General features: G+C 69.0%; 18 protein-coding genes. 14 read left to right on the forward strand and 4 right to left on the reverse strand.

All coding sequences use genetic code 11. The features are described from left to right. Positions 1–5: 5 nt before the first annotated feature. The 3 genes from ACTJLF_RS17360 to ACTJLF_RS17370 are packed head-to-tail and all read right to left on the reverse strand — an operon-like array spanning position 6 to position 3385. Complete coding sequence (locus ACTJLF_RS17360) at positions 6–830, reverse strand: PP2C family protein-serine/threonine phosphatase (RefSeq protein ID WP_440883586.1); 825 nt, start codon at positions 828–830, stop codon at positions 6–8. Continuing rightward, a complete protein-coding gene (gene tagH / locus ACTJLF_RS17365; protein WP_440883587.1) occupies positions 823–2919 on the reverse strand; it encodes a type VI secretion system-associated FHA domain protein TagH in 2097 nt (698 codons plus the stop codon). Before tagH ends, ACTJLF_RS17360 begins: the two co-directional genes overlap by 8 nt. A gap of 58 nt (positions 2920–2977) precedes the next feature. After that, a complete protein-coding gene (locus ACTJLF_RS17370; protein WP_440883588.1) occupies positions 2978–3385 on the reverse strand; it encodes a TssQ family T6SS-associated lipoprotein in 408 nt (135 codons plus the stop codon). Between the two features lie 138 nt (positions 3386–3523). Between ACTJLF_RS17370 and tssJ the strand changes: the two genes are divergently transcribed. The 8 genes from tssJ (at position 3524) to ACTJLF_RS17410 (ending at position 16332) form a co-directional block, all read left to right on the forward strand. Next, on the forward strand, positions 3524–4042 hold the full coding sequence (gene tssJ / locus ACTJLF_RS17375; RefSeq protein WP_019657940.1) for a type VI secretion system lipoprotein TssJ: 519 nt from the start codon (positions 3524–3526) through the stop codon (positions 4040–4042). Between the two features lie 258 nt (positions 4043–4300). After that, complete coding sequence (tssK, locus tag ACTJLF_RS17380; RefSeq protein WP_240650024.1) at positions 4301–5596, forward strand: type VI secretion system baseplate subunit TssK; 1296 nt, start codon at positions 4301–4303, stop codon at positions 5594–5596. An 8-nt stretch (positions 5597–5604) separates the two neighbouring features. After that, complete coding sequence (locus tag ACTJLF_RS17385) at positions 5605–7011, forward strand: DotU family type VI secretion system protein (protein WP_126184174.1); 1407 nt, start codon at positions 5605–5607, stop codon at positions 7009–7011. Further along, a complete protein-coding gene (gene tssM, locus ACTJLF_RS17390) occupies positions 7011–10673 on the forward strand; it encodes a type VI secretion system membrane subunit TssM (protein ID WP_132751862.1) in 3663 nt (1220 codons plus the stop codon). Before ACTJLF_RS17385 ends, tssM begins: the two co-directional genes overlap by 1 nt. Before the next feature lies 1 nt (position 10674). Further along, positions 10675–11388: a type VI secretion system-associated protein TagF gene (gene tagF / locus ACTJLF_RS17395; protein ID WP_019657944.1), complete on the forward strand. Its 714-nt coding sequence runs from the start codon at positions 10675–10677 to the stop codon at positions 11386–11388. Between the two features lie 82 nt (positions 11389–11470). Beyond that, positions 11471–12943: a serine/threonine protein kinase gene (locus ACTJLF_RS17400; RefSeq protein WP_440883589.1), complete on the forward strand. Its 1473-nt coding sequence runs from the start codon at positions 11471–11473 to the stop codon at positions 12941–12943. Positions 12944–13006: 63 nt separating this feature from the next. Further along, entirely contained in the window at positions 13007–13549 is a 543-nt protein-coding gene (locus ACTJLF_RS17405; RefSeq protein ID WP_440883590.1) for a hypothetical protein, read from the forward strand. 203 nt (positions 13550–13752) lie between these two features. Continuing rightward, positions 13753–16332 (forward strand): hypothetical protein, encoded by a 2580-nt coding sequence (locus ACTJLF_RS17410; protein ID WP_440883591.1) that lies wholly within the window; start codon positions 13753–13755, stop codon positions 16330–16332. Positions 16333–16374: 42 nt separating this feature from the next. Here the strand turns inward: ACTJLF_RS17410 and ACTJLF_RS17415 are convergent, their stop codons facing one another. After that, entirely contained in the window at positions 16375–17919 is a 1545-nt protein-coding gene (locus ACTJLF_RS17415) for a YifB family Mg chelatase-like AAA ATPase (protein WP_132800237.1), read from the reverse strand. Positions 17920–18133: 214 nt separating this feature from the next. Here ACTJLF_RS17415 and ACTJLF_RS17420 point away from each other — a divergent pair, with 214 nt between their 5' ends. The 6 genes from ACTJLF_RS17420 (at position 18134) to ACTJLF_RS17445 (ending at position 24585) form a co-directional block, all read left to right on the forward strand. Continuing rightward, positions 18134–19012 carry a TorF family putative porin gene (locus ACTJLF_RS17420; protein WP_019657965.1) on the forward strand — a complete coding sequence of 293 codons (879 nt, stop codon included), beginning with the start codon at positions 18134–18136 and terminating at the stop codon, positions 19010–19012. A gap of 67 nt (positions 19013–19079) precedes the next feature. Beyond that, positions 19080–19418 (forward strand): P-II family nitrogen regulator, encoded by a 339-nt coding sequence (gene glnK / locus ACTJLF_RS17425; RefSeq protein WP_007833403.1) that lies wholly within the window; start codon positions 19080–19082, stop codon positions 19416–19418. A 29-nt stretch (positions 19419–19447) separates the two neighbouring features. Further along, on the forward strand, positions 19448–20884 hold the full coding sequence (locus tag ACTJLF_RS17430) for an ammonium transporter (RefSeq protein ID WP_026346784.1): 1437 nt from the start codon (positions 19448–19450) through the stop codon (positions 20882–20884). Positions 20885–21096: 212 nt separating this feature from the next. Further along, positions 21097–22029 (forward strand): SMP-30/gluconolactonase/LRE family protein, encoded by a 933-nt coding sequence (locus ACTJLF_RS17435; protein WP_440883592.1) that lies wholly within the window; start codon positions 21097–21099, stop codon positions 22027–22029. A gap of 37 nt (positions 22030–22066) precedes the next feature. Next, positions 22067–22951: a LysR substrate-binding domain-containing protein gene (locus tag ACTJLF_RS17440; protein WP_126184168.1), complete on the forward strand. Its 885-nt coding sequence runs from the start codon at positions 22067–22069 to the stop codon at positions 22949–22951. A 131-nt stretch (positions 22952–23082) separates the two neighbouring features. Continuing rightward, on the forward strand, positions 23083–24585 hold the full coding sequence (locus ACTJLF_RS17445; protein WP_126184167.1) for an FAD-linked oxidase C-terminal domain-containing protein: 1503 nt from the start codon (positions 23083–23085) through the stop codon (positions 24583–24585). Positions 24586–24601 lie beyond the last annotated feature (16 nt).

Here is a 24601-nt window from a genome sequence, read left to right on the forward strand (position 1 = left end):
AGGCTTCAGTCGGCCCTGGCGACTGCCGCCGTCCCCGCCAGCGTCACCTGCTGCGGAAACCCCACCCACACCGCCAGCGCCGAGTAGTTGTCCTGCGAATCATCGGCCTTGGCTTCCGCTGCGCGGCGGATCAGCGCCAGCCATTCCTCGGCGCTGTCGGCCAGTTGCAGTGACCGTTCCATCACCTGCTGCGAAATCAGCTGCCAGAGCCCGTCGGTGCAAAGCAGGAACGCATCGCCATCGGCCAGCCGCTGCGGCGCGGTGATCGTCGCCTCGGCCGTCGCGCGCGCACCGAGCGCGCGGTACAGCAGGTTGGTCTTCACCAGGCGCTCGCCGCCGTGGTGCCGGCTCGCGGCGGCATCGCCCGAGCGCTCCGAGAGGCTGTGGTCCTCGGTGCGCTGCATCAGGGCGCCGCGGCGGAACCAGTAGAGGCGGCTGTCGCCCACGTGGGCCCAGCAGGCCTGGTTGGTGATGCGGTCGACGAAAAGCGACACGAAGGTCGCGCTCATGCGGCTCTGTTCGGTGAGCTCGCGCTGTTTGGCGAGGATGGCGTCGTTCGCCGCCTTCACGCAGCGCTGGATGTTGTCGGCGGCCAGGGAAGGCCCGGCCACGAAGGTGTTGAGTGCCGTGTCGACAGCGATGCGCGAAGCGAGTTCGCCCCCTGCGTTGCCGCCGACGCCGTCGCTCACCACGAAGCAGCCGTTGCGTTCGTCGAGGTGGTAGCCGATGGCGTCCTGGTTGCCGCTGCGCTCGCCCACGCAGGAGAACTGCGATGTCGAGATCGGCACTGCGAAGGAAGCGGAGGACGAGGAGCGTGTGGCTTCAAGCACGGCGCATCTCCTTCAGCCTTTCCATTTCCTTGTCGTAGGCCTGCTGGAAAGCGCGGCCGAACACGGCCTGGAAGTCGTCCTCGACGGCCGCCGTGGTCTCGGTGTGCAGCTGCTGAAGCTGGCGCCACAGGCGGGCCTCGCGCCCGCCGGGCAGCAGCTTCTCGCCGAGGCCGCCGTCGTGCGGGGTCTCGCGGCTGAGGGCGGCGGGGTCGAAGCGCTTCAGCAGCGTGAGCAGCGCTGCGCGCATGCCTGCGACCATGCCGAGCTGGTGCGACTGCAGGTCGCCGAGCGCGTCGTGCACGGCAGCCTCGGGCGGCAGGAAGCCGGGCATGCGCGCTCCGAACATCTGCATCAGCACGGCGCGGCCGTTCGGCAGGATCTTGAACGGGTTGTTCTCCTCGTCCACGATCATCGTGATCTCGGCGCGCACCTCGCGCTTGAGCATGGCGCGCGAGGACAGCAGCTCGATCGTGCCGTCGGTGAAGGCACGCATGATGCGGCCGAGCCGCTGCATGGCCTCGATGTCCATCGGCTGCTGGCCGGCGACTTCGGGCACGCCGGCGCCTTCGAGGAAGGCCTTGAAGAGGGCTTCCGCCGATGACGATGAGACCGCTGCGGTCTCTGTCGGTGCGGGCGATGGTGTCTGCGTCTGTGTCGGTGCAGCGGCTTGCGTCGGTGCCGCTACGGGCGCTGCGACAGGCAATGCGACCGCAGGCTGTTCCACGACGGGAGATGGCTCGGGCCTGATCTCCTGCACGGCTGGCGGAGGCGGCGGTGCGGGAGGAGGTGGAGGAGGCGGCGGGGGAGGCGGTGGTGGAACCGGTGCGGGCGGCGGCGCCTCCGCCCTCGGCGGTTCGACGACGGGTGCTGGTGCCGGCACCGGTGCAGGCATGGCCACAGGATTCGGCGGGCGGAATTGCGCCGCCACTTCGCGCGTGTGGTTCGAGTGGCTGTAGCCCTGCACCGCCGGCCGGTTGTTCTGCAGCAGGTCGACCGCCGGGTGCGTGTCGCCCGGCAGCAGCGGATCGGTGTGGGGCAGTGCGGTGGGACGGGGGTCGGAGAGCGGCGAGTGCGCGCTCTCGTCGGAGGCGAAGAAGGACAGCGGATCGACGCCGCGCTTGAGCGCCACGTCCGACATGTCCCTGGCCGAATCGGGATTCAGCTCTGCGAGCGGATCGACGGGATTGCGGCGTGCCTGCGACGGCAGCTCGAAGGGCTCGTGCGCCATCGGGTCGGGCATGGGCGCGGGCGTGCTGTCGACGCGGCGCGGCGCATTGGCGAGGATGGCGTCCCAGTCCGCTGCGGAAGGCATCTGCGACGAACCTGTGTTCGTGGCCGGTGCCGGACTGGGGCCCTGCTTCGGCGGTGCCGATGGCGCGAGCGCGGCCCAGGGGTCGAGCTGCTGCGGCGCCGGTGCAGGCGGCTGCTGGTAAGGCTGCTGCAAGGGCGCAACGAAGGCGGTGCCGGGCGATGGCGGTGCGAAAGCAGCTGGTGGCGGCGGCACCGGCACTGGCGCCGTCTGGCGCGGGGGCGGTGGCATGGCCACCGTGGGCTGCATGTCGCCGATGGGCAGGGCGCCTTCGCCGAACAAATCGGAGAAGACATCGGAGGCGCCGGAAGAAGGCAGCAGCGCGTCGATGGGGCCTGCCGCTGCCTGCAGCGGCGGCGCGGCCATCGTCGGCGGCGGCATGTAGGGCGCCGGCGCGGGCTGTGCGGGATAAGGCTGCACCGGGGACGCAGGCGGCGGCACCGGAGAAATCGGGCGCGCGGCATGTTGCGCGCTCGATGCCTCCAGCACGTAGCTGCCGATCGTCACCCTGTCGCCGTCCGCCACGCGCGATTCCTGGTCATGCGCGAGCGCGCGTCCGTTCACGCTGATGGGCAGCACCGCGCTCATGTTGCGCAGCACGGCGACGCCGTCGTCGTCGTAGCGCACGGTCGCCTGCAGCCGGGAGATCTGCCGCTGCTCGTCGGGCAGCACGAGGTTGTTGTCGGGGCTGCGTCCGATCGTTCCTCCGGGCGCGGCAAGCAATGCCGAGGGGCCCGTGGCCACCGGCCTGCCTGCGTGTTCGATCACTGTCCAACGCATGGCTTCTCCGTGTTGGTCTTCTCGCGCCGCTGTGCCTGCGCGGCCGCGATGTTCTTCATCAACGCTTCATTCGCTTGGCGGCCTCGAAGGCGGGGCCCCACACCGGGTGCTTGCGCTCCGCCACGTTGAGCTCGAAGGTCGGGAACGCATCGAGGATCTTGCGGAACTGCAGCCGGCACTCGGGGATCTGGTTGGCCACGCAGTAGCTGAAGGCCTCGAGCTTCATCGCATCGAGGCGCGTGGCCGGTTCCGCGCCTTCGAACACCGACACGCCGCCGCTCTTGAGCGTGCTGAGCGCCTTGGCATAGTCGCCTTCGTCATAGGCCTGCTGCGCCTTCTCGAGCGTGGTGCGGGCCACTTGCTGGCTCAGGCGTTCGGGTTGGGGCGCGGGCTCGGGCGGCGGCGTGGTCGTGCAGCCGGCGACCACAAGAAGAGCTAACGCCAGAGCAGGCAGACATGACTTCAATCTTCTCTCCTACTTTGCAGAAGGCAATGAACAGGCAATGCTTGGAAGGTGTGCCGCTTGATTGCGGCATGCACGCGATGCGCCATCGTAGGGCGTATGACTTCGATAATATAAGCCGCGAACCCCTGGGAGATTTCAATGCATCGAAGAAGCTTGCTACAAGGCGCACTTGCAACCACACCGTTGTGGGCGGGCCTCATCAGCGGATGCGCATCGACGGCCAAGTCCATGCCCACGCCCTACGCGGTCACGATCAGGATCGACGAAGGCGTCAATCCCGACGGTCGGGGGCAGGCCGCTCCGATCCTCGTCAAGGTCTTCGAGCTGAAATCTTCCGGCAACTTCGAGACGGCAGACTACTTTGCATTACAGGACCGTGACAGAGAGACGCTGAGCACCGAACTCGTCAATGCGGACCAGGCCATCATGCGCAGCGGCGAAGAGCGCGTGTTCAAGCGCGAGGCCGGTCTCGACTCGCGCGCCATCGGCATCATCGCGGGCTATCGCAAGCTGGAAGCCGCTCGCTGGCGCATCGTGCTGCCGCTGAAGGAACCGAAGCAGACGAACCTGTACAAGGTGTGGCAGTTCTCGCCGAGCGAACAGGCCGTGCAGGTCGCCGTGCGCAAGACGGGCATCGAGCTGCTACCAAGTCGTTAACTTTGCACTGAAGGTACTCAATGACTAGTACCAAAGTGCGAAGAATTCATAAGATAAATGCGGTGCAAAACGTAAGAAGCGACGTGTAGCATCGAGATCAAAACAAGTGGACCGGGAGGCCGCTCTCCCGCGCATCTCCCGCTCCGGCGTGAGCACTCCCCAGGAGGTCTTTTTTTGGTGACAGTTCGCAATCCGGGCGCTGCAAGAAATGGCGCCCATCCGCAGGCATTGGCGAATCGCGTTGTGTGGTCCGAGGGCATGTACCTGCGCCCCCAGCACTTCCAGCAACTGGAACGCTATGTCGAGCAGTACGTGACGCGGCGCACCGCGGGCCTGCAAGGCGCCTACTGGGGTTGGCTGCACCTGGACATCGACCGCGACGCCTTCGCGCTGGGCCGCGTGTCGCTGCTCGGCGGCGCGGGCGTGATGCCCGACGGCACGCCGTTCTCGTTCGGCGCCGAAGACGCGCCGCCTCCCTACGAAGTGCCCAGCGAACTCACCGACGAACTCATCGTTCTGGCGCTGCCCCTGCGCAGGCCGGGCAGCGAGGAGGTCATCTTCTCGGAAGACGAGGGCTCGGCCGCGCGCTTCGGCGTGATCGAGCGCGAGGTCAACGACGGCAATGCCGTCGCGCTGGGTCCGGCGGTGCTGCAGCTCGCCGCGCCTCGCCTGCGCCTCGCACGCGCTTCCTCGCTGACCGCCGAGTGGCAATCCATCGGCGCCGTGCGCGTGATCGAGCGGCGCACCGACCACAAGCTGGTGGTCGACGCCAACTACATACCGCCGGTGCTCGACGCCTCCGCGCACCCCATGCTGCGCAGCATGATCGCGGAACTGCATGGCCTGCTCACGCAGCGCTCCGAGGCTCTGGCCTCGCGCCTCTCGCAGCCGGGCCGCGGCGGCGTGAGCGAGGTCTCCGACTTCCTGCTGCTCGAACTGGTGAACCGCTATCTCGCGCTCACCTGGCATGCGCAGCAGGCCGTTCAGGTGCACCCCGAGGAGCTCTTCGTCGACTGGCTCAAGCTGGCCTGCCACCTGGCCACGCACACCTCGCCCACGCGCCGTCCGGTGCTGTGGCCGATCTACGACCACGACAACCTCAACGAGTGCATCCGCCCGCTGCTCGAAGAGCTCCGGCGTTCGCTGTCGGCCGTGCTCGAGCAGAGCGCCATCGCCATCGAACTCGAAGAGCGCAGCCACGGCGTGCGCGTGGGCCGCATGCCCGACCCGGTGCTGGTGCGCAACGCCGGCTTCGTGCTCGCGGTGCATGCCGACCTTCCGGCCGATGCGATCCAGCAGCGCTTCCCGACGCAGGTGAAGATCGGCTCCGTCGAGCGCATCCGCGACCTCGTGCAGCTGCAGCTGCCGGGCGTGGTGGTGCGTCCGCTGCCGGTTGCGCCGCGGCAGATTCCGTACAACGCGGGCTACCACTATTTCGAACTCGACAAGAGCGGCGACATGTGGCGCCAGCTCGAGAAGTCGGGCGGTGTGGCGATGCACCTGGCCGGTGACTTTCCCGGGTTGGCCATGGAGTTCTGGGCCATCCGTCCGTGAGGGACTCTATGAACGGTGTCAACGACATGGCCGTCGGTCCGGGAGGCTTCGTGCCGCCGAATCCCGGCGGCGGCAACGCCAATGGCGACATGGGCGGCATGCCGCCCGCCTCGCGCGGTGCCGGCATGGGCGGCCTGGGCGCGCAGCCCGATTCCTTCACCGCCTGGCATGACGCGCGGCGCCCGCATGCGGGCGACACGGCGCTCGCGGGCAACAACCCGCTCGTGGCCGCGGCCAACCCGCTGCTCGACCTGATCCCGCAGATCCGCGCCACCGGCCACCATCCCGCGCCCTCTCAGCTGCGCGAGCATCTCGTCGACGAGGTCCGCCGCTTCGAGACGCGCGCACAGCAGGCGGGCATCGCGCCTGAGGTCATCATCGGCGCGCGCTACTGCCTGTGCACCGCGGTCGACGAGGCCGCCGCGCTCACGCCATGGGGCGGCAGCATCTGGTCGTCGCAGAGCCTGCTGGTGATGTTCCACAACGAGACCTGGGGCGGCGAGAAGTTCTTCCAGCTCCTGTCGCGCCTGGTGCAGAACCCGCAGCAGCACCTGCACCTGATCGAGCTCATCTATTTCTGCCTGGCGATGGGTTTCGAGGGGCGCTTCCGCGTCATCGACAACGGCCGATCGCAGCTGGAGACGCTCAAGCAGCGCCTGCTGCAGATCATCCGGCAGACGCGCGGCGAGATCCCGGTTCCGCTGTCGCCGCACTGGCAGGACGGCAGCGCCCCCGTACGCCGTTCGCGCAACTGGCTGCCCGTGTGGGCGGTGGGTGCGGTGGCGGCGGTGCTGCTGATGGGCGTGTTCGCGTTCCTCACCTTCAATCTCGCGGGCCACTCCGACGGCGCCTTCGCGGCCGTCAACGCGGTACGCCTGCCGCAGGCCGAGCGCGCGGTCGTCATGCCGGCGCCGGTGCCGCGCCTGCAGCGCTTCCTCGAGCCCGAGATCCGCGAAGGCCTGCTGACCGTGCGAGACGAGGCGGATCGCAGTGTCGTGGTGCTGCGCGGCGACGGCCTCTTCGCCTCGGGCTCCGACCGCGTGCTCGACCGCTATGCGCCCGTGCTCGTGCGCGTGGCCGATGCGCTCAATTCCGTGGAAGGCAACGTGCTGGTCAGCGGCTTCAGCGACGACCAGCCGATCCGCAGCGTGCGCTTCCCCTCCAACTGGCAACTTTCCCAGGCCCGCGCCGACGCGGTGAAGAAGATGATCGCAGCGCGACTTGCGCGGCCCGAACGCCTGCGCGCCGAAGGTCGCGGCGACGCAGACCCGATCGTGCCCAACGATTCCCCCGCCAACCGCGCGCGCAACCGCCGCGTCGAGGTGACGCTGCTGGTGGCGCCGGTGGCTCCCGCGCCTCTCGTTGCGCCCGCACCCGCACCCGTGCCCGCACCGCGCTCCGGAGGCAACCGCTGATGCTGCGCGCCGTCTTCCGTTTTCTCATCAGCCGCGACCTGTGGGTCTTCCTGGGCCTGGTCGCGCTCGCCTTCCTGATCTGGGTCATCGGCCCGGCCATCGCGGTGGGCCGCTACCGTCCGCTCGAGGACGAGATCGTGCGCATCGTGGTCATCGTGCTGATGTTCACGATCTGGATCGTGCGCGTCATCTACCGGAAATGGCGCGAGCGCCGGCTCAACGCGCAGCTGCTCAACCAGCTGCGCACGCCCTCCAAGAGCGAGAAGGAAGCCAAGCCCGAGGACGCGCCCGAGATCAAGGAGCTGCAGAGCGGCTTCACCGACGCCACGAACATCCTGAAGAACATGCGCTTCGGCGCGGATGCCGACGGCAAGCCCGCCAGCCGCTTCTCGCTGTTCGACCGGCAGTATCTCTACCAGCTGCCCTGGTACATCTTCATCGGCGCGCCGGGCTCGGGCAAGACCACCGCGCTGGTCAACTCCGACCTCGACTTCCCGCTGGCCGACCAGCTCGGCAAGGCCGCGGTGCGCGGCATCGGCGGCACGCGCAACTGCGACTGGTGGTTCACCAACGAGGCAGTGCTGATCGACACCGCCGGGCGCTACACCACGCACGAAAGCAACCGCGAGACCGACGAGAGCGAGTGGAAGGGCTTCATCGAACTCCTGAAGAAGTTCCGCCCGCGCCAGCCGATCAACGGCGCGATCCTCACCATCAGCATCGCCGACCTGCCGCTGGCCGACGACGCCCAGCGCGCGCGCCACGCGATGGCGCTGCGCAAGCGGCTGCTGGAGCTGCGCAACGACCTGGGCATCGACTTCCCGGTGTACGTGCTGGTCACCAAGACCGACCTGCTGGCCGGCTTCAACGAATACTTCGGCTCGCTGGGCCGCACCGAGCGTCAGCAGGTGTGGGGCTTCACCTTCCCGATCCAGGGCAACCCGGCGAAGGCCGGTAAGGGCAACAAGGGCGCGGCGCCCGTGGGTGCCGACCTGCGCGAGCGCTTCCACCAGGAATACAAGCTGCTGCACCAGCGCCTGGACGAGCGCCTGCCCGAGCTGCTGGCGGCCGAGTCCGACCCGATGCGCCGCGCTCAGGCCTACCTGCTGCCGCAGCAGTTCGCGAGCTTCGAGGACATCCTCGGCACCTTCCTGGCCGACGTGTTCAATCCGTCGAAGTTCGAGGCCGCGTCGATGCTGCGCGGCGTGTACTTCACCAGCGGCACTCAAGAGGGCACGGCCTTCGACCGCGTGATGGGCGCCATCAAGCGCTACCTGCAGGTCAATGCGCCGCCGGCACCGCCGCCGGGCCCGGGCAAGAGCTACTTCCTGAAGGACCTGCTGCAGCAGGTGATCTTCCGCGACGCGGGCGTGGCAGGCACCAACCTGCGCTGGTACCGGCGCAAGCGGGCCATCGACATCGCGGGCTACAGCGTGATCGGCGTGCTGCTGGTGCTGCTGCTGGGCGCCTGCGTGAACAGCTGGCGCAACAACAAGGACTACGTGGCCGAGGTAGACACCAACGCCAAGGCCTTCAACAAGGCGGCAGCGCGCGGCGAGCTGCCCACGGTGGTCGACACCAGCGGCGACATCGCGAGCTCGCTGCTCATCCTCGACAGGCTGCGCGATCTGCCGAAGTCCAGCCACTTCGACATCGGCGATCCGCCCACCTCCTACCGCTTCGGCCTCTACCAGGGCGAGAAGCTGCAGGCCGCGACCGACGGTGTCTACCAGCGCGCCCTCGAGACCGTGCTGCTGCCGCAGGCCGCGCAGCGCGTGGAGCAGTCGCTGCGCGAAGCCGCGAAGAACGACGCCGAATACAGCTACGAGGCGCTCAAGGCCTACCTCATGCTGTACGACGCCGAGCGCTACGACGCCGACTTCCTGCAGGCCTGGCTGCTCACCGACGTCGACCGCAAGATCGGCGCATCGCTCACGCGCGAGCAGCGCGCCAACCTCGAGTCGCACCTGAAGGCGCTGTTCTCGGGCCGCGTGGTGACCTCGCCCTTCGCCAAGGACGACAGGCTCATCACGCAGACGCGCGAGCGCCTGGCCGGTGTGCCGCTGGCGCAGCGCTCGTACGCGCGGCTGCGCCGCATCCTGCTGCAGACCAGTCCGCCCAACGCGTTCAGCATCGCCGAGGCGGGCGGCGCCGAGTCGGCGCTGGTCATCAGGCGCGCGAGCGGCAAGCCGCTGACCGACGGCATTCCCACGCTCTTCACCTACCGCGGCTACTGGGACATCTTCGACAAGCGCATGGCCGAGACCACGCTGTCGCTCGAGCAGGAAGACCGCTGGGTGCTCCAGATCCGCGCGCCCGGCATCGCCGACATCACCTCGCGCGAGTTGCTGCTGCGCGAGGTGCGCCGGCTCTACCTCACCGACTACATCAAGGTGTGGGACGACTACCTCGTCGACATCCGCCTGGCCGACAGCCGCTCGCTGCTGCAGAGCATCCAGATGACGCGCGTGCTGTCGACCGCCGAGTCGCCGATGTCGCGCATCATCCGCGGCGCCGCGCGCGAGACCGACCTGCTGCGCAATCATGACGAGGCCGCGCGCAGCCTGCTCGACCAGGCGCAGAACCGCGTGCAGAGCACGCGCGAGCGCATCGAGCAGCTCATCGGCCAGCCCGACGGCAGCCAGCGCCGCAACACGCGCGTGGACCGCCCCGAGTCGCTGGTGGACAACCACTTCGAGCCGCTGCGACGCATGGTCACCGCGCCCAAGCAGGGCGGACAGGCGCCGATCGACGCGACGGCGGCGCTCATCAACGAGCTCTACAACTTCCTCACCGCCACCGACACCGCGCTGCGCAGCGGCAACATCCCGCCGACCAGCGACGCCGTCACCAAGGTGCAGGCCGAAGCGGGGCGCCTGCCGGTGCCCTTCCAGGGCATGCTGAACGACCTTTCCGCCACCGCCTCGTCGAAGGCTGCGGCGGTGACGCGGCAGAACATCGGGCAGAGCGCGGCGGCCAGCATCGGCACCTTCTGCAACCAGGCGATCGCGGGGCGCTACCCGTTCACGCGCGGATCGAACCGCGACGTGGCCTCGGGCGACTTCGCGCAGCTGTTCGCGCCGGGCGGGATGATGGACGACTTCTTCCAGAAGAACCTCATCACGCAGGTCGACACCTCGGTCAATCCGTGGGCCTTCAAGCGCGGCGTGGACGGCAGCGCCACCGGGCGCTCGGCGTACCTCGATTCGTTCCAGAAGGCGCAGGCCATCCGCGACGTGTTCTTCTCGGGCATGGCGGGCGGGCGCACGCCCTCGTTCACCATCGACATCCGGCCCGAGGACATGGACGCGGCGCTCACGCAGTTCACGCTCGACGTCGACGGCCAGACGGTGCGCTACGCACACGGCCCGCAGGCGCCCAGCACCATCAAGTGGCCGGGCCCGCGCAACAGCAACCAGGTGCGCCTGCAGGTGACCACCGCCAACGGCACGCCGGCAGGCGGCATCGTGACCGAAGGCCCCTGGGCGCTGCACCGGCTCTTCGACAAGGCCTCGATCTCCGCGGGCAGCTCGCCCGAGTCCTTCAATGCCAGCTTCGACCTGCAGGGCAAGAAGGTGGTGCTCGCGGTCACGGCCAACAGCGTCTACAACCCGCTGCGCCTGCCGCAGATGAACAGCTTCTCGTGCCCGGGGAAGTCCTGAGATGAACAGCAGCATTCCTCCGCAGGCCTGGGTGCCCGTCGACGAGCAGATCGGCTGGTACGGCAAGCTGCCCGCCGCCGGCGACTTCCTCTATCGCCGCATGCCGCGCGAACTCCAGGCCTGGTGGGACCGCTGGATGCAGAACGGCCTGGGCAGCTTCAAGCGCTGGCCCGACGCCATGACGCGCCACTACGCGGTGGCACCGGTGTGGAATTTCGCGATCCCCGCCACGCAGGGCGTCGACGCGGTCCAGTTCGGCTGCATCGCGCCGAGCTGCGACCGGGTGGGCCGCTACTACCCCGTATGCATCACCCTGCAGGTGGCCGCGCGCAGCTACCGCCCCTCGGTGCTCGAAGGCTCGGCCGAGTGGTACTGGCAGTGCGGCACCGCGATGCTGCAGGCCATCCGCCACGGCGTGGCGCCGGACCAGTTCGACAGCCAGGTGCTGGCGGCCGGCCGTGCGGGCTTCCAGACTGCCAGCGGCGGCTCGGACGACATCCTTTCGATCCTCGGGCCTACGGCCGGTGGCGCCAGCGCCCAGCAGCGCCTGGGCTGGCCGGAGCTTCCACTGTGTTTCGACCCCTTCGGCAGCACCAGCTACTGGTGGACCAACCAGGCCGACGGGTCGCCGTTGCGCACAGCCGCCCATGGCGGAGGGCTCAACACGCCGCTGTTTTCCAAGTTGTTTTCGCAGGGACATGTGCCATGGGCATGAACAAGAAGAGCCAGGTCGGCCGATCGATCCAGGGGGGCCATGAGGGTCATGGGGTGGGTCGTCCCGCAGGAGGAACGCAAGCATGACGACCACGCACGGCATCGGAAGCCCGGCGGCCGACGCGCAGGACGAGCGCCCGCATCCGCTGGGCGTGAACCATCGCCTCGACGAGTTCGAACTGCTTGAGGTGATCGGCGAGGGCGGCTTCGGCATCGTCTACCGCGCCTACGACCACTCGCTGCAGCGCGAGGTCGCGATCAAGGAATACATGCCCGCCATGCTCGCGCGCCGCGTGGGCGACAACAGCGTGCACGTGCGCTCGGAGCGCCTTACCGCCACCTTCCAGGCGGGCCTGCGCAGCTTCATCAACGAGGCCCGCACCCTCGCGCAGTTCAGCCACCCGGCGCTGGTGCGCGTGCATCGCTTCTGGGAGGCGAATTCCACCGCCTACATGGCGATCCAGCTCTACAAGGGCCGCACGCTGCGCCGTCTGGCCGAGGAGGAGCCCGGCAGGATCACCGAGCCCTGGCTGCTGGGCATGCTGGGACCGCTGCTGGGCGCGCTGGAGACGCTGCACCGCAGCCAGTGCTTCCATCGCGACATCGCTCCCGACAACATCTTCATCCAGCAGGACGACATGCCGGTGCTGCTCGACTTCGGCGCGGCGCGCAAGTCGATCGCCGACCTCGTCGACGAGGTGGCGGTGATGGTCAAGTCGGGCTACTCGCCCATCGAGCAGTACGCCGACGACAACACGCTGCTGCAGGGCGCCTGGACCGACCTCTACGCGCTGGGCGCGGTGCTGTACCGCGCGGTCACCGGGCACCCGCCGCCCTCGGCCGTGGTGCGCAGCGTGCAGGACGCCTACGTGCCGCTGTCGTCCATGGGCCGCGACGACCTGAGCCCGGCCTTCTGCGCCGCCATCGACCACACGCTGGCCGTTCACAGCAAGGACCGCACGCAGACCGTGGCCGCCTTCGCCGCCGAGCTCGGGCTGGTGAAGCTGGGCGACATCTACGTGAGCGGCATGGGCGTGCCGGCGGTGATCATTCCCGCCGCGCCCGTATCGGCCACGCCGCCGCCTCCGCAACTGACGCCGCAGCAGTTCTCTCCGGTGTCGGCGCCCGCGCCGCTGGAGCCGATCGCGACACCGGTGCCGGTGGCCGTCCCTGAACCGGTGCGCGCTCCCGCGCCAGCGCCGGCACCGCGCGCGGCGCAGGAGGATCGCGGCGCCCGCGCCAAGGCCCAGGCCGCGCAGAAGGGCGCGGCTGCCGCGCCAGCACCGAAGCAGAAGCTCAAGCGCCCGCCATGGGGGATGGTCGGCATGCTGCTGATAGCCCTGGTCGCCGTGGGCGCCTGGATCGGCCTGCGCCTCACCTCGGGCATGCAGCCGCAGGAGCAGAAGACCGCGATGGTGCCGGTGCCGCCGCCGAGCGAGCCGATGTCGAGCAACACCGCGCCGCCGGCCGCGATGCCGCCCGCGGCCAACACCGGCGCCACGCCTTCCGCCGCCGACGGCGTGCCGCCGGCCGTGGCCGGCGGCGCTGCCGCTTAGGCTCCAGCTGCGGCGGCCAGCGCGCCCGTCGCAGGCGCCGCGCCGCTGACGCCGCTCGAAAACGTGCCGGCCTCCACGTCCGGGGCGACGCCGACGACGCCAGCAACGCCCGCCACGCCGGTCACCCCGCCCGAATCCGCGCTCGCCACCGCCGAGGCCGAGGACTGGAACCTCGCGCAGAGCGAGAACACGCGCGAAGGCTACGAGGCCTACCTGCGCCGCTACCGCCGCGGCCTGCACGCCCGCGAGGCGCGCAACGCCATCGCCGAGATCAACCGCGTCTCCCCGCCCTCGGTGCCCGTCGCTCCCGGCACGCAGCCGCCCGGAACCGCCGTCGCAGGTGCCGCTCCCGGCACCCCGGGCGCCACGACCACCGCGCCGGCGGCAGCGCCCGGCATGGGCCGCGTGCTGTTCAACGTCCGGCCCTGGGGCCAGGTGTTCGTCGACGGCGCGGACCGCGGCGTGAGCCCGCCGCTGAAGTCGCTGTCGCTGCGACCGGGCATCTACAACATCGAGGTGCGCAACGGCGATCTCGAGGTGTACCGGCAGCGCGTGACGGTGCAGGACAGCAAGTCGGCGCCCGTGGTGAGTCACGAGTTCAAGTAGCCGGATCCGGCGGCCCGACAGGGCTTTGGCCATAGTCCGCATCCTGCTTTTGCGGGATGGCGCAGCGCGTGGCCGCGCGGGAAGAATGCGTCGCTCCCGCGCGAAGCCGGCTTGATCTCTTCTTTCTTTCTCTTTCTCTCTCGGCCAGTCCGCCTTCCCGTGGGTGTCACCGCAGCCGGCCATCGGCGAGCAGGAGGACGACCATGAGCGCTACGACAAGCAGCGAAGAGGAAGAGCGGCCCGGGACTGCCGCTGCGCGCCATTCGGAGCGCGTGGCCGTTGTCGCCATCCATGGCGTCGCCGACCAGAAATCCGGCGACACTGCGCGCGCCATCGCCTCGCTGATGGTGAATGCCGGCACGCCGTCGGCTCGCTACAGCCATGGCGACTGCAACAGCTTCATCGTGGCGGTGCCGCCGCTGAAGGCGATGGCCGGCAACCGCTCGTCGAAGCCGCTGCCTCCGGGCTCGACGCGGCGCGTCCAGCCATCGATGCAGGCGCCCGACTCGATGGGAAAGGCCTTCGAGCAATCGCTGCGCTCGGACTTCTTGCGCGATGAGTGGATCGTCGGCAAGGGCAGGCTGGATGCTTCCGCTGGCGCCAGGAACCGCGGTCCCACGCCGAGGGCCATGGTCTCGGCCGACGCGGGCATCGCCTTCAGCGACTACCTGCTCTCCAAGTGGAAGGGCGCCGACAACGAGGCCTACGAAGCCGCTCGCATCCGCATGACCCGCACCTCAACCGCTTCGGGCGCATCGCCGCAGCAGGTGGACGTGCACGAGATGTACTGGGCCGACCTGTCGCGGCTGTCGGGTGTGCTGCCGCGCATCGTCACCGAACTCTTCACCGTCGTGTTCCGCCTCTCGCTGCTGGGGCGCGATGCAGTGGATCGTGCCAGTGCCGAGGCCGGGCTGCGGCAGCCGGACGGCAAGCCGCCGCGCCGCTGGCAATGGCTGGCGAACCTGCAGCGAGGGCTGGACTGGGCCTTTTCCAACCTGCTGGCCAACCTGTTCTCGCAGCTGCTGCTCATCGGGCTGCTGATCGTCGCCTGGGGCGTAGCGCAGCCGCACACCGCCGTGCTGCGCACAGTGCTGGCCGTGGCAGCGCCGGCGCTCGCGCTGTGGTGGTACTGCTACCGGTATGGTGCGCGGCCTGCGAACCGCTTCGCTGCGGCAGCCTGCGCGATAGCCGCCACGGCGCTGCTGCACTGGGTGCCGGCGCACTGGGTGGTGGGCCTGGGCTGCCTGGCGCTGCTCGGACTGCTGTTCGACTACGTCCTGCGGGTGGCGGCCGCGCGCTTCCCGGCGATGCGCGCGGTGGGGCTCGCCTTCCTCGCGGCCACGACGCTGCTGTTGCTGGGGCACCTGGTGTCGGCCACGTTCGCGTCCAGGGCGCAAGCGGTCGACCTGCACGACTGGGTGCGCGCCGGCATGCGCGCATTCGAGTTCATGCTGCTGGGCATCGTGATCTGGTGGGCCGCGGCGGTCGTGCCCTTCCTGCTGTGGTTCGTCCTTGGACAGATCGCGGCTCGTGACGGCGATGCCGCGCGCGGCAGCGTGGCGACCGGGCGGCTGGGGCTGATGGTGTCCATGGCTTCCTTCGTCGCTCTCTCGATGGCGATCTGGGCGTTGCTCACCACGCTGGTGGAATTCGGCGCAGAGGGCACTTCGTATTGCCCGCTGATCTTCGACGTGGCCTCGGGCTGTTTCGACAAGGGCTCCAACTTCCTGCACCAGCGCTATCTCCGCAGCACCGAGACCTTCGTGCTCGCAGCAGGCCTTACGCTGGCGCTGCTGCTCTACATGATCGTGGTGCTCGTGCCCAGCGTGCTCGCCGAAATCAGGAACGGCGTAGGCACGGCGCAGGATCTGGGGCGTTGGCTCAGCGGCGGCTACCGCCGGCTCGAAGCCGTCGTCACCGGGCTTGCGGCAACCAGCGTGGTGGTGGCTGCCGTCGTCGGCGTCGTGCTGCTGCTGGCGCGCTGCGGCATCTTGCCGAAGGACCTGATAGGCGGCGCGTACATCGAATGGTTCGGGCCTCTGTCGGAGAGCGTGCTCAAGCCCCTGGTACTCAGTGCCGCCACCGCGGCCGCGGCGCTCTCGGCCTTCGGCGGGGTGCTGTCCCGCTACGTGCCCTGGCTGCGGCTGCCGCTCGACGTGGCACTGGACGTGGACAACCATTTCCGCGAGTTCCCGCGCCACGCCATCCCGCGCGCCCGGATCTTCTCGCGCTACGTGGCGCTGCTCGAACACCTCGTGGCGCAACAGTACGACCGTATCGTGATCGTGGCGCACAGCCAGGGCACGGTGATCTCCACCGAACTCCTGCGCTACCTGCAGCACCGCGCGCAATGGCAGGCCGATGCCGGCATTGAGGACCGCGTCACGCGGCTGTGGCCGCAGCTGCAGGGCAAGCTTCACCTGCTGACCGCGGGTTGCCCGCTGCGGCAGCTTTACGCGGCGCGCTTTCCGCTCCTCTACGAATGGGTGGGGCGGGCCAGGACGCCGGCCAACAGCGGCCCGCTCGCCTGCGACGTCGGCGCCAACCGCTGGGTCAACCTGTACACCACCGGCGACTACGTCGGCCGCTGGCTATGGTGCGACCCGCCTCCTGCGATCGACACCGTGGGCGGCCATGCGACGCTCTGGAACCCGGCGCCGGCCTTCGCGCCGGGGCCCTACGGATCGGAGCACGACGTGTGCATGGGCATCGGCGCGCACACCCACTACTTCGAGCAGAGCGGGACTCAGGCAGCGCAGTGGATCGATTCGCTGGTGAGCTGAGGGGCGGGTCGAGAAGCTCTTCTTCTTTTTCTTCTTCTACTTCTAGGCAGCCCCGCGCAGCGCCCTTCGGTACTGCACCGCCTCCGCCAGGTGCCCGACCTGCACCGCCTCCGACCCCGCCAGATCCGCAATCGTGCGCGCCACCTTCAGCGCCCGGTGCGTGCTGCGCGCGGACCATCCGAGCTTGGCGGCGGCGTTGAACATGAATGCGCGGGCCGTGTCGTCGAGGGCCGCGTGGCGGTCGATGGCCGCGCCGTGCAGCGACTGGTTGGCGTGGCCCTGGCGCTGCATCGCGCGCTCGCGCGCGGCGACGACGCGTTCGCGGATGCTGTCGGTCGATTCGCCCGCAGGCGCTTCGAGCAGCAGCTGGGCCGAGACCGGCGGCACTTCGATGTGCAGGTCGATGCGGTCGAGCAACGGGCCGCTGAGCTTTCCCTGGTAGCGCGAGACCTGTTCCGGCGTGCAGCGGCAGGGCCGTGCCGAGGAGCCGAGATAGCCGCAGGGGCAGGGGTTCATCGCGGCGACGAGCTGGAAGCGCGCGGGGAATTCGGCGCGCTGCGCGGCGCGCGCGATGGTGATCGTGCCGGTCTCCAGCGGCTCGCGCAGCGCTTCGAGGGCGGATCGGGCGAACTCGGGGAATTCGTCGAGGAAGAGGACGCCATGGTGCGCGCGCGAGATTTCCCCGGGGCGCGGCGGCGAGCCTCCGCCGACCAGCGCCACGGCACTCGCAGTGTGGTGCGGCGCGCAGGTAGGCCTCACGCGCCAGCGCTGCGTCGCGAAGCGCCCGCCCAGGCTGGCCACTGCGGCGCTCTCCAGTGCCTCGTCAATCTGCATCGCGGGCAGCAGGCCGGCGAAGCGCTGGGCCAGCATCGACTTGCCCGAGCCGGGCTCGCCCACCATCAGCAGGCTGTGGCCGCCCGCCGCGGCGATCTCGAGCACGCGCTTGACGCCGGTATGGCCCTTGACTTCGGCCAGGTCGGCGTAGCGGGGTGGCGCCACGTCGGGCGCGGCGTGGATGCGGGCCCAGCCGTCGTCCGCGGTGTCGGGCAGCTGGGAGGCTTCCTCGTCGGTCGCCACGAACTGGCGCACCACGTCCAGCAGGTGCTTCGCGCCGTAGACCTCGCCGCCCGGCACCAGGGCCGCCTCCAGCGCACTCTCCAGGGGCAGCACCAGCCGGGTCGCGACGCCGCGCGTGTGCAGGGCGAGCGCCATGGCCAGGGCGCCGCGGACGGGCCGCAGCTCACCCGACAGCGAGAGCTCGCCGGCGAACTCGTGGCCGGCGAGCTTCGCGTCGTCGATCTGGCCGCTGGCGGCGAGGATGCCCAGCGCGATGGGCAGGTCGAAGCGCCCGGAGTCCTTCGGCAGGTCGGCCGGCGCGAGGTTGACCGTGATGCGTTTGTTATTGGGGAATTCCAGCCCCGCGTTCTGGAGCGCAGAGCGCACGCGCTCGCGCGCCTCCTTGACCTCCGTTTCGACCAGTCCGACCAGCGTGAAGCTGGGCAAACCGTTCGCCAGATGCACCTCTACCGTGACACTGGCCGCTTCAAGACCCAGCAAGGCGCGGCTTTGCACCAAAGACAGTCCCATTCCTCTCCCTCTCCCCAAGATGGTGCGCACTTTTTGGGCGTTCCCGCGGTGGTGCGGCGCACCGTGCATCTGCAACCACTCGCAACAGGTGTTGTAACGATTTGGCTCTCAACCACGACGTGGGGGCGGTTGCGAGAGGAGGCATTCGTGCACTTTGGCACGCTCCCTGCTTTGAACCCCTCGGTCCCACAACACACCTTCGAGGAGTTCCCTGATGACGCACCGTACCGCCGCCCAGGCGCTGATCGTTCTGGCCACCGCATTGACCGCGTCCGGCGCGGCCCTGGCGCAGACTGCAACGACCGACGCCGCAGCAGCACCGGCTGCGGCACCCGCACCGAACCTCACGGGCAACGTGTCGATCACCACGAACTACAAGTTCCGTGGCCAGGACCAGGACATGATCGGCAAGAACGACTACGCCAAGACCAAGGGCTTCAAGCCCGCCATCCAGGGCGGCCTGGACTACGCCTTCGGCGACAGCGGCTTCTACGTCGGCAACTGGAACTCCAGCGTCAACTGGCTCAAGGGCAACAGCATCGAGATGGACGTCTACGGCGGCTACAAGTTCAAGGCCGGCCCGTTGGACATGGACGTCGGTGCGCTCACCTACATCTACCCGGGCAACTCCTCGGGCAACACCACCGAGCTGTACGTCGGCGCCACCTACGCGAACGACAGCTTCGGCTCCTTCACCGCCAAGTACTCGCACACCGTGTCGAAGGACTACTTCGGCTACGCAGGCAACAAGGCCGGCTCGGGCCTGAAGGGCACGAACACGGGCTACCTGAACCTGTCGTACAGCAAGGAGATCGTGCCCAAGGTCACGCTGAAGGCTGCCGTGGGCTTCACCAACATGTCCAGCGACATCCGCAGCCTGGGCTACAAGAGCTACGTCGACTACAACATCGGCGCGAGCTACGACTTCGGCAACGGCCTGTCGCTGACCGGCTCGGTCCAGGGCGCCAACAAGAAGAACTCGTACCTCGCGGTGAGCAACCCGGGCGTCGACTTCGGCTTCGGCACCTTCGGCACGACCTACTACTCGCCGAACAAGGCCCGCTTCATCGTCACGCTGACGAAGACGCTGTAAGCCATACAACAACGAGGCGTGGCCCAAGCTGCCGCGCCACTTCATTTCCATCCGAAGGAGAAAACTCATGAAGCTGGTCACAGCCATCATCAAACCGTTCAAGCTCGACGAAGTGCGCGAAGCGCTGTCGGCCATCGGCGTGCAGGGGATCACCGTCACCGAGGTGAAGGGTTTCGGCCGCCAGAAGGGCCACACGGAGCTCTACCGCGGCGCTGAATACGTGGTCGACTTCCTGCCCAAGGTCAAGATCGAAGCGGCCGTCTCCGACGACCTCGTCGATCGCGTGATCGAGGCGGTGGAAGGCGCTGCGCGCACCGGCAAGATCGGCGACGGCAAGATCTTCGTCTACAACCTCGAACAGGTCGTTCGCATCCGCACCGGCGAAACGGGCCGCGAAGCCCTCTGATCGAGTCCTGGCCCGAAAGAACAACGACTATGAAAAAACTGCTTGTCTCTCTTGCGCTCGGCTTGAGCGTGTTGGCTGCCGGTACCACCGGCTTCGCGCAGACTCCCGCCGCGGCAACCGCCGAGGCTCCGGCCGCGTCGGCACCCGCTGCCGCCGCGCCCGCCCCGGCTGCTGCTCCCGCAGCGGCAGCCCCGGCCGCCGCCGATGCAGCTCCTGCTGCGCCCGCCGCGGCCCCCGCTCCGAAGATCGACTCCGGCGACACCGCCTGGATGCTGACTTCGACCCTTCTCGTGATCCTGATGACCATCCCCGGCCTCGCGCTGTTCTATGGCGGCCTGGGCCGCTCGAAGAACATGCTGTCGGTGCTGATGCAGGTCTTCGTGATCTTCTCGCTGATCAGCATCCTGTGGGCCGTCTACGGCTACAGCCTGGCCTTCTCGGGTGACGGCAACTTCTTCGGAGGATTCGACAAGATCTTCATGAAGGGCATCACGCAGGAGACCTTCGGCGCGCTGACCACGATTCCCGAATACGTGTTCGTCGCCTTCCAGGGCACCTTCGCGGCCATCACCGTGGCGCTGATCGTCGGCGCCTTCGCGGAGCGCGCCAAGTTCTCGGCCGTGCTGCTGTTCTCGGTGCTGTGGTTCACCTTCAGCTACGTGCCGATCGCCCACATCGTGTGGGGCGGCGGCCTGCTGGGCAAGGACGGCGCTCTGGACTTCGCCGGCGGCACCGTGGTGCACATCAACGCCGGTGTGGCCGGCCTGGTCGGCGCCTACATGGTCGGCAAGCGCGTCGGCTACGGCAAGGAAGCCTTCACGCCTCACTCGCTCACGCTCACCATGGTCGGCGCTTCGCTGCTGTGGGTCGGCTGGTTCGGCTTCAACGCCGGCTCGGCCGGTGCTGCCAACGCCGTCGCCGGCCTGGCCTTCGTGAACACGGTGCTCGCCACCGCCGCCGCGGCCCTGTCGTGGATCCTGGGCGAGAGCCTGCACAAGGGCAAGGCCTCGATGCTGGGTGCAGCATCCGGTGCCGTCGCCGGCCTGGTGGCCGTCACGCCCGCCGCCGGCTTCGTCGGCCCGATGGGTTCGATCGTGCTGGGCCTGCTGGCCGGCCTGGTCTGCCTGTGGGGCGTGGGCGGCCTGAAGCGCATGCTCGGTGCCGACGACGCGTTCGACGTGTTCGGCGTCCACGGCGTGGGCGGTATCCTCGGTGCCATCCTGACCGGCGTGTTCGCTGCCAAGGGCCTCGGCGGCACCGGCGGCGCGACCCCCGACACCTTCGCGATGGGCGCACAGGTCTGGATCCAGATCAAGAGCGTGCTGCTCACGATCGTGTGGTCTGGCGTCGTGGCCTTCATCGCCTACAAGATCGCCGACCTGACCCTCGGCCTGCGTGTGTCGGAAGAAGAAGAGCGCGAAGGCCTCGACATCTCCTCGCACGGCGAGACCGCATACAACAGGTAAACCCCCAGGCTTCGCGACTTCGTGTCGCGCGCGCCTTCCCCCTTGCAGGGGGCAACACCAGCGGCCCGGCAAAGCCGGTTCCGCGGTGTTCCCCGACTGAAGAAAAAGTTTCAAGCGAGGTCTCCTTTGGATGTTCAGCCCGCGAGCGCTTCGGCGCCAGCGGGCTTTTTTTTGTCCGGGGCCCCGGCGGGCGGGAGCAAAATCTCGCCACCATGTGGACCTCCATCGAAGACAGCCTCTGCGAGCTCGGCGAATCGCCGTTCTGGCATCCCGAAGAACGATCGCTCTACTGGCTCGACATTCCGGGCCGTGCAGTGCTGCGCACGCGCGGCGAGATCGGGTCGCCGGGCGCGAAGGTCGAGCGCTGGCCCCTGCCCACCGAACCCGGCTGCATGGCGCCCGCGCGCAGCGGCGGCCTGGTGATCGCGCTGCGCGACGGCATCTACCGTGCGCGCGAATGGGGTGGCGAGCTGGCCGCGATGGCGCGCGTCGAGCACGACGTGCGCACCATGCGCTTCAACGACGGCAAGTGCGACCCGCTGGGCCGCTTCTGGGGCGGCTCGCTCAACGAGGCGAAGGACCGCGCCAACGCCGCGCTCTATTGCTTCGACGCGCGCCCCGGCACAGGCGTCTCGCCCACGCTCACGCAGATGGCCAACGAGTCCACCACCGCCAACGGCCTGGCCTTCTCGCCCGATGCGCGCACCCTCTACTGGGCCGACACCGCCGCGCACGTGGTCTGCGCATGGGACTGGGATGCCGAGGCCAACTCGCTCTCGCACGCCCGCGTGTTCCACCAGTTCGACGCCAAGCCCGAGGGCTGGACCGTCGATGCGCCGCTGGGCTACCAGGGCCGCCCCGACGGCGCCACCGTCGACGCGCAGGGCCACTACTGGGTCGCCATGTTCGAAGGCGCGCAGCTGCTGCGCTTCGCGCCCACGGGCGAGATCGTCGCCGCGGTGCCCGTGCCCGTGCAGTGCCCGACCATGCCCTGCTTCGGCGACGACGACCTGAAGACGCTGTTCGTCACCAGCGGCCGCAAGGGCAGGCCCGCCGCCGAGATCGCGCAGCGGCCCGCCTCGGGCACGGTGATCTCGATGCGCGTCGACACGCCCGGGCTGCCGGTCAGCTTCTTCGAAGACTGAGCCGAGCCGAACCGAGAACGCAGCACCGGCGCCACGCATGGCCCTGCAGCACATCCCGCCGATCCAGTGCCTGCTGACCTTCGAGGCCGTGGCGCGCCTGCGCCATGCGGGCCGCGCGGCCGACGAGCTGTGCGTCACGCCCAGCGCTGTGAGCCACCGCATCCGGCAGCTCGAATCGCATGTCGGCTTCAAGCTCTTCGGCCGCGGCGACTTCAGCCTCACGGCCGACGGTGCTGCCTATCTCGCGAACGTGCGAACGGGGCTCGCGGCGCTGCAGGCCACGCCCCTGGGCGGCAGTGCCGCGCAGCGCGCCACGCGGCTGCGCATCGCGGTCACCCCCACCTTCAGCCGGCAGTTCCTCATGCCGAGGCTGGAGCTGTTCCGCAACATCTATCCCGACATCGAGCTGGTGCTGCAGGTGTCGATCCCGCTGCTCGACGTGACGGCCGAGCAGGCCGACCTCGAGGTGCGCTACGGCCCCGGCGGCTATGCCGACTGCGAGCACCGGCTGCTGATCGAAGAGCAGGTGGTGCCCGCCTGCAGCCCGAGCTACCTCAACGAGTTCGGCCCCTTCACGGGCTTTCGCAGCGCGGCCGAGATCGCAGCCGCGCGCCTGATCCGCAGCCCGCTCGAACCCTGGGGCACCTGGTTCGCCAGTTGCGGCATCGACCAGCCCGAGCCCGCCATCGGCTCGCAGTTCAACGACCTGGGGCTGATGTACGACGCGGCCGCGAGCGGCTTCGGCGTGGCGCTGGTGCGGCAGAAGCTGGGTGCGGAGTGGTTCGAGTCGGGGCGGCTGGTGGCGCTGTCCGACCAGGCGGTGGTCTCGCCGCACCGGCACTACATCTGCTGGCAGCCGGGCACGCTGGAGCGCTGGGAGTGCGCGGCTTTCGCCGACTGGCTGGGGCAGAGCCTGCGCTGAACCGGACAGCCGGCGCGAAGTTCTTTCAAGCTGCCGGCGAAAAACCATCAACCCGGCTCGGCCGGAATGTCCGTAGAGTGCGGTAAACACGAGACATCCCGCGAGCAAGAAATAAAGAAAGAGGCCGCCGCATGAACGCGCCGCTGACCCCCACGCAACACGATTCGCTACAGAAAACGGAGCGCCAGTCGCAGATCGTGCGAGCGCTGCAGCCTCACCTGCCGGCCCACGCGCTGATCTGGCACGACGAGGACACCACCCCCTACGAGTGCGACGGCCTCACCGCCTACCGCGCCCGCCCGCTGGTGGTGGCCCTGCCCGAGACCGAGGCGCAGGTGGCCGCCGTGCTCAAGACCTGCCACCAGCTCGGCGTGCCGGTGGTGGCGCGCGGCGCGGGCACCGGACTCTCTGGCGGCGCCATGCCGCACACCATGGGCGTGACGCTGTCGCTCGCCAGGTTCAACCGCATCCTGAAGATCGACCCGGTCAGCCGTACGGCCGTGGTCCAGTGCGGGGTGCGCAACCTCGCCATCAGCGAGGCGGCCGCACCCTTCAACCTCTACTACGCGCCCGATCCGTCGAGCCAGATCGCCTGCACCATCGGCGGCAACGTGGCCGAGAACTCGGGCGGCGTGCACTGCCTCAAGTACGGGCTCACGCTGCACAACGTGATGCGGGTGCGCGGCTTCACCGCCGAGGGCGAGGCGATCGAGTTCGGCGGCGAGGCGCTCGACGCGCCGGGGCTCGACCTGCTCGCGCTGGTCATCGGCAGCGAAGGCATGCTGGCCGTGACCACCGAGGTCACCGTCAAGCTGGTACCCAAGCCGCAGCTCGCGCGCTGCATCATGGCCAGCTTCGACGACGTGCGGAAGGCCGGTGACGCGGTGGCCGCGGTGATCGCGGCCGGCATCATCCCCGCCGGGCTGGAGATGATGGACAAGCCCATGACCGCCGCCGTCGAAGATTTCGTGCGCGCCGGCTACGACCTCGACGCCGCCGCCATCCTGCTGTGCGAATCCGACGGCACGCCCGAGGAGGTGGAGGAAGAGATCGGTCGCATGACCGCCGTGCTGCGTGCCTCGGGCGCCACCGCCATCGCCTGCAGCAGCAGCGAGGAAGAGCGCATGAGGTTCTGGAGCGGGCGCAAGAACGCCTTCCCCGCCTCGGGCCGCATCAGCCCCGACTACATGTGCCTGGACTCCACCATCCCGCGCAAGCGCCTGGCCGACATCCTGCTGGCCATCCAGGAGATGGAGAAGAAGTACGACCTGCGCTGCTGCAACGTCTTCCACGCGGGCGACGGCAACCTGCATCCGCTGGTGCTGTTCGACGCCAACGACCCCGACGAGCTGCACCGCTGCGAGCTCTTCGGCGCGGACATCCTGGAGACCAGCGTCGCGATGGGCGGCACCGTCTCGGGCGAGCATGGCGTGGGCGTGGAAAAGCTCAACAGCATGTGCGTGCAGTTCACCGCCGCAGAGAACGAGCAGATGTTCGGCGTGAAGCGCGCCTTCGACCCCGAGGGCATGCTCAACCCCGGCAAGGTGATTCCGACGCTGCAGCGCTGCGCCGAGTACGGCAAGCAGGTGGTGCGTGGCGGCAGGCTGCCGCATCCCGATCTGCCGAGGTTCTGATGAAGGCCGGCTTTTC

Source organism: Variovorax sp. 22077, assembly GCF_052044195.1.
Lineage (GTDB): Bacteria > Pseudomonadota > Gammaproteobacteria > Burkholderiales > Burkholderiaceae_C > Variovorax > Variovorax atrisoli.

Coding starts and splice junctions, on each gene's coding strand:
- tagH (WP_440883587.1), bottom strand. CDS start 2,919: ATGCGTTGGACAGTGATCGAACACGCAGGCAGGCCGGTGGCCACGGGC.
- tssJ (WP_019657940.1), top strand. CDS start 3,524: ATGCATCGAAGAAGCTTGCTACAAGGCGCACTTGCAACCACACCGTTG.
- tssK (WP_240650024.1), top strand. CDS start 4,301: ATGTACCTGCGCCCCCAGCACTTCCAGCAACTGGAACGCTATGTCGAG.
- ACTJLF_RS17385 (WP_126184174.1), top strand. CDS start 5,605: ATGAACGGTGTCAACGACATGGCCGTCGGTCCGGGAGGCTTCGTGCCG.
- tssM (WP_132751862.1), top strand. CDS start 7,011: ATGCTGCGCGCCGTCTTCCGTTTTCTCATCAGCCGCGACCTGTGGGTC.
- tagF (WP_019657944.1), top strand. CDS start 10,675: ATGAACAGCAGCATTCCTCCGCAGGCCTGGGTGCCCGTCGACGAGCAG.
- ACTJLF_RS17400 (WP_440883589.1), top strand. CDS start 11,471: ATGACGACCACGCACGGCATCGGAAGCCCGGCGGCCGACGCGCAGGAC.
- ACTJLF_RS17410 (WP_440883591.1), top strand. CDS start 13,753: ATGAGCGCTACGACAAGCAGCGAAGAGGAAGAGCGGCCCGGGACTGCC.
- ACTJLF_RS17415 (WP_132800237.1), bottom strand. CDS start 17,919: ATGGGACTGTCTTTGGTGCAAAGCCGCGCCTTGCTGGGTCTTGAAGCG.
- ACTJLF_RS17420 (WP_019657965.1), top strand. CDS start 18,134: ATGACGCACCGTACCGCCGCCCAGGCGCTGATCGTTCTGGCCACCGCA.
- glnK (WP_007833403.1), top strand. CDS start 19,080: ATGAAGCTGGTCACAGCCATCATCAAACCGTTCAAGCTCGACGAAGTG.
- ACTJLF_RS17430 (WP_026346784.1), top strand. CDS start 19,448: ATGAAAAAACTGCTTGTCTCTCTTGCGCTCGGCTTGAGCGTGTTGGCT.
- ACTJLF_RS17435 (WP_440883592.1), top strand. CDS start 21,097: ATGTGGACCTCCATCGAAGACAGCCTCTGCGAGCTCGGCGAATCGCCG.
- ACTJLF_RS17440 (WP_126184168.1), top strand. CDS start 22,067: ATGGCCCTGCAGCACATCCCGCCGATCCAGTGCCTGCTGACCTTCGAG.
- ACTJLF_RS17445 (WP_126184167.1), top strand. CDS start 23,083: ATGAACGCGCCGCTGACCCCCACGCAACACGATTCGCTACAGAAAACG.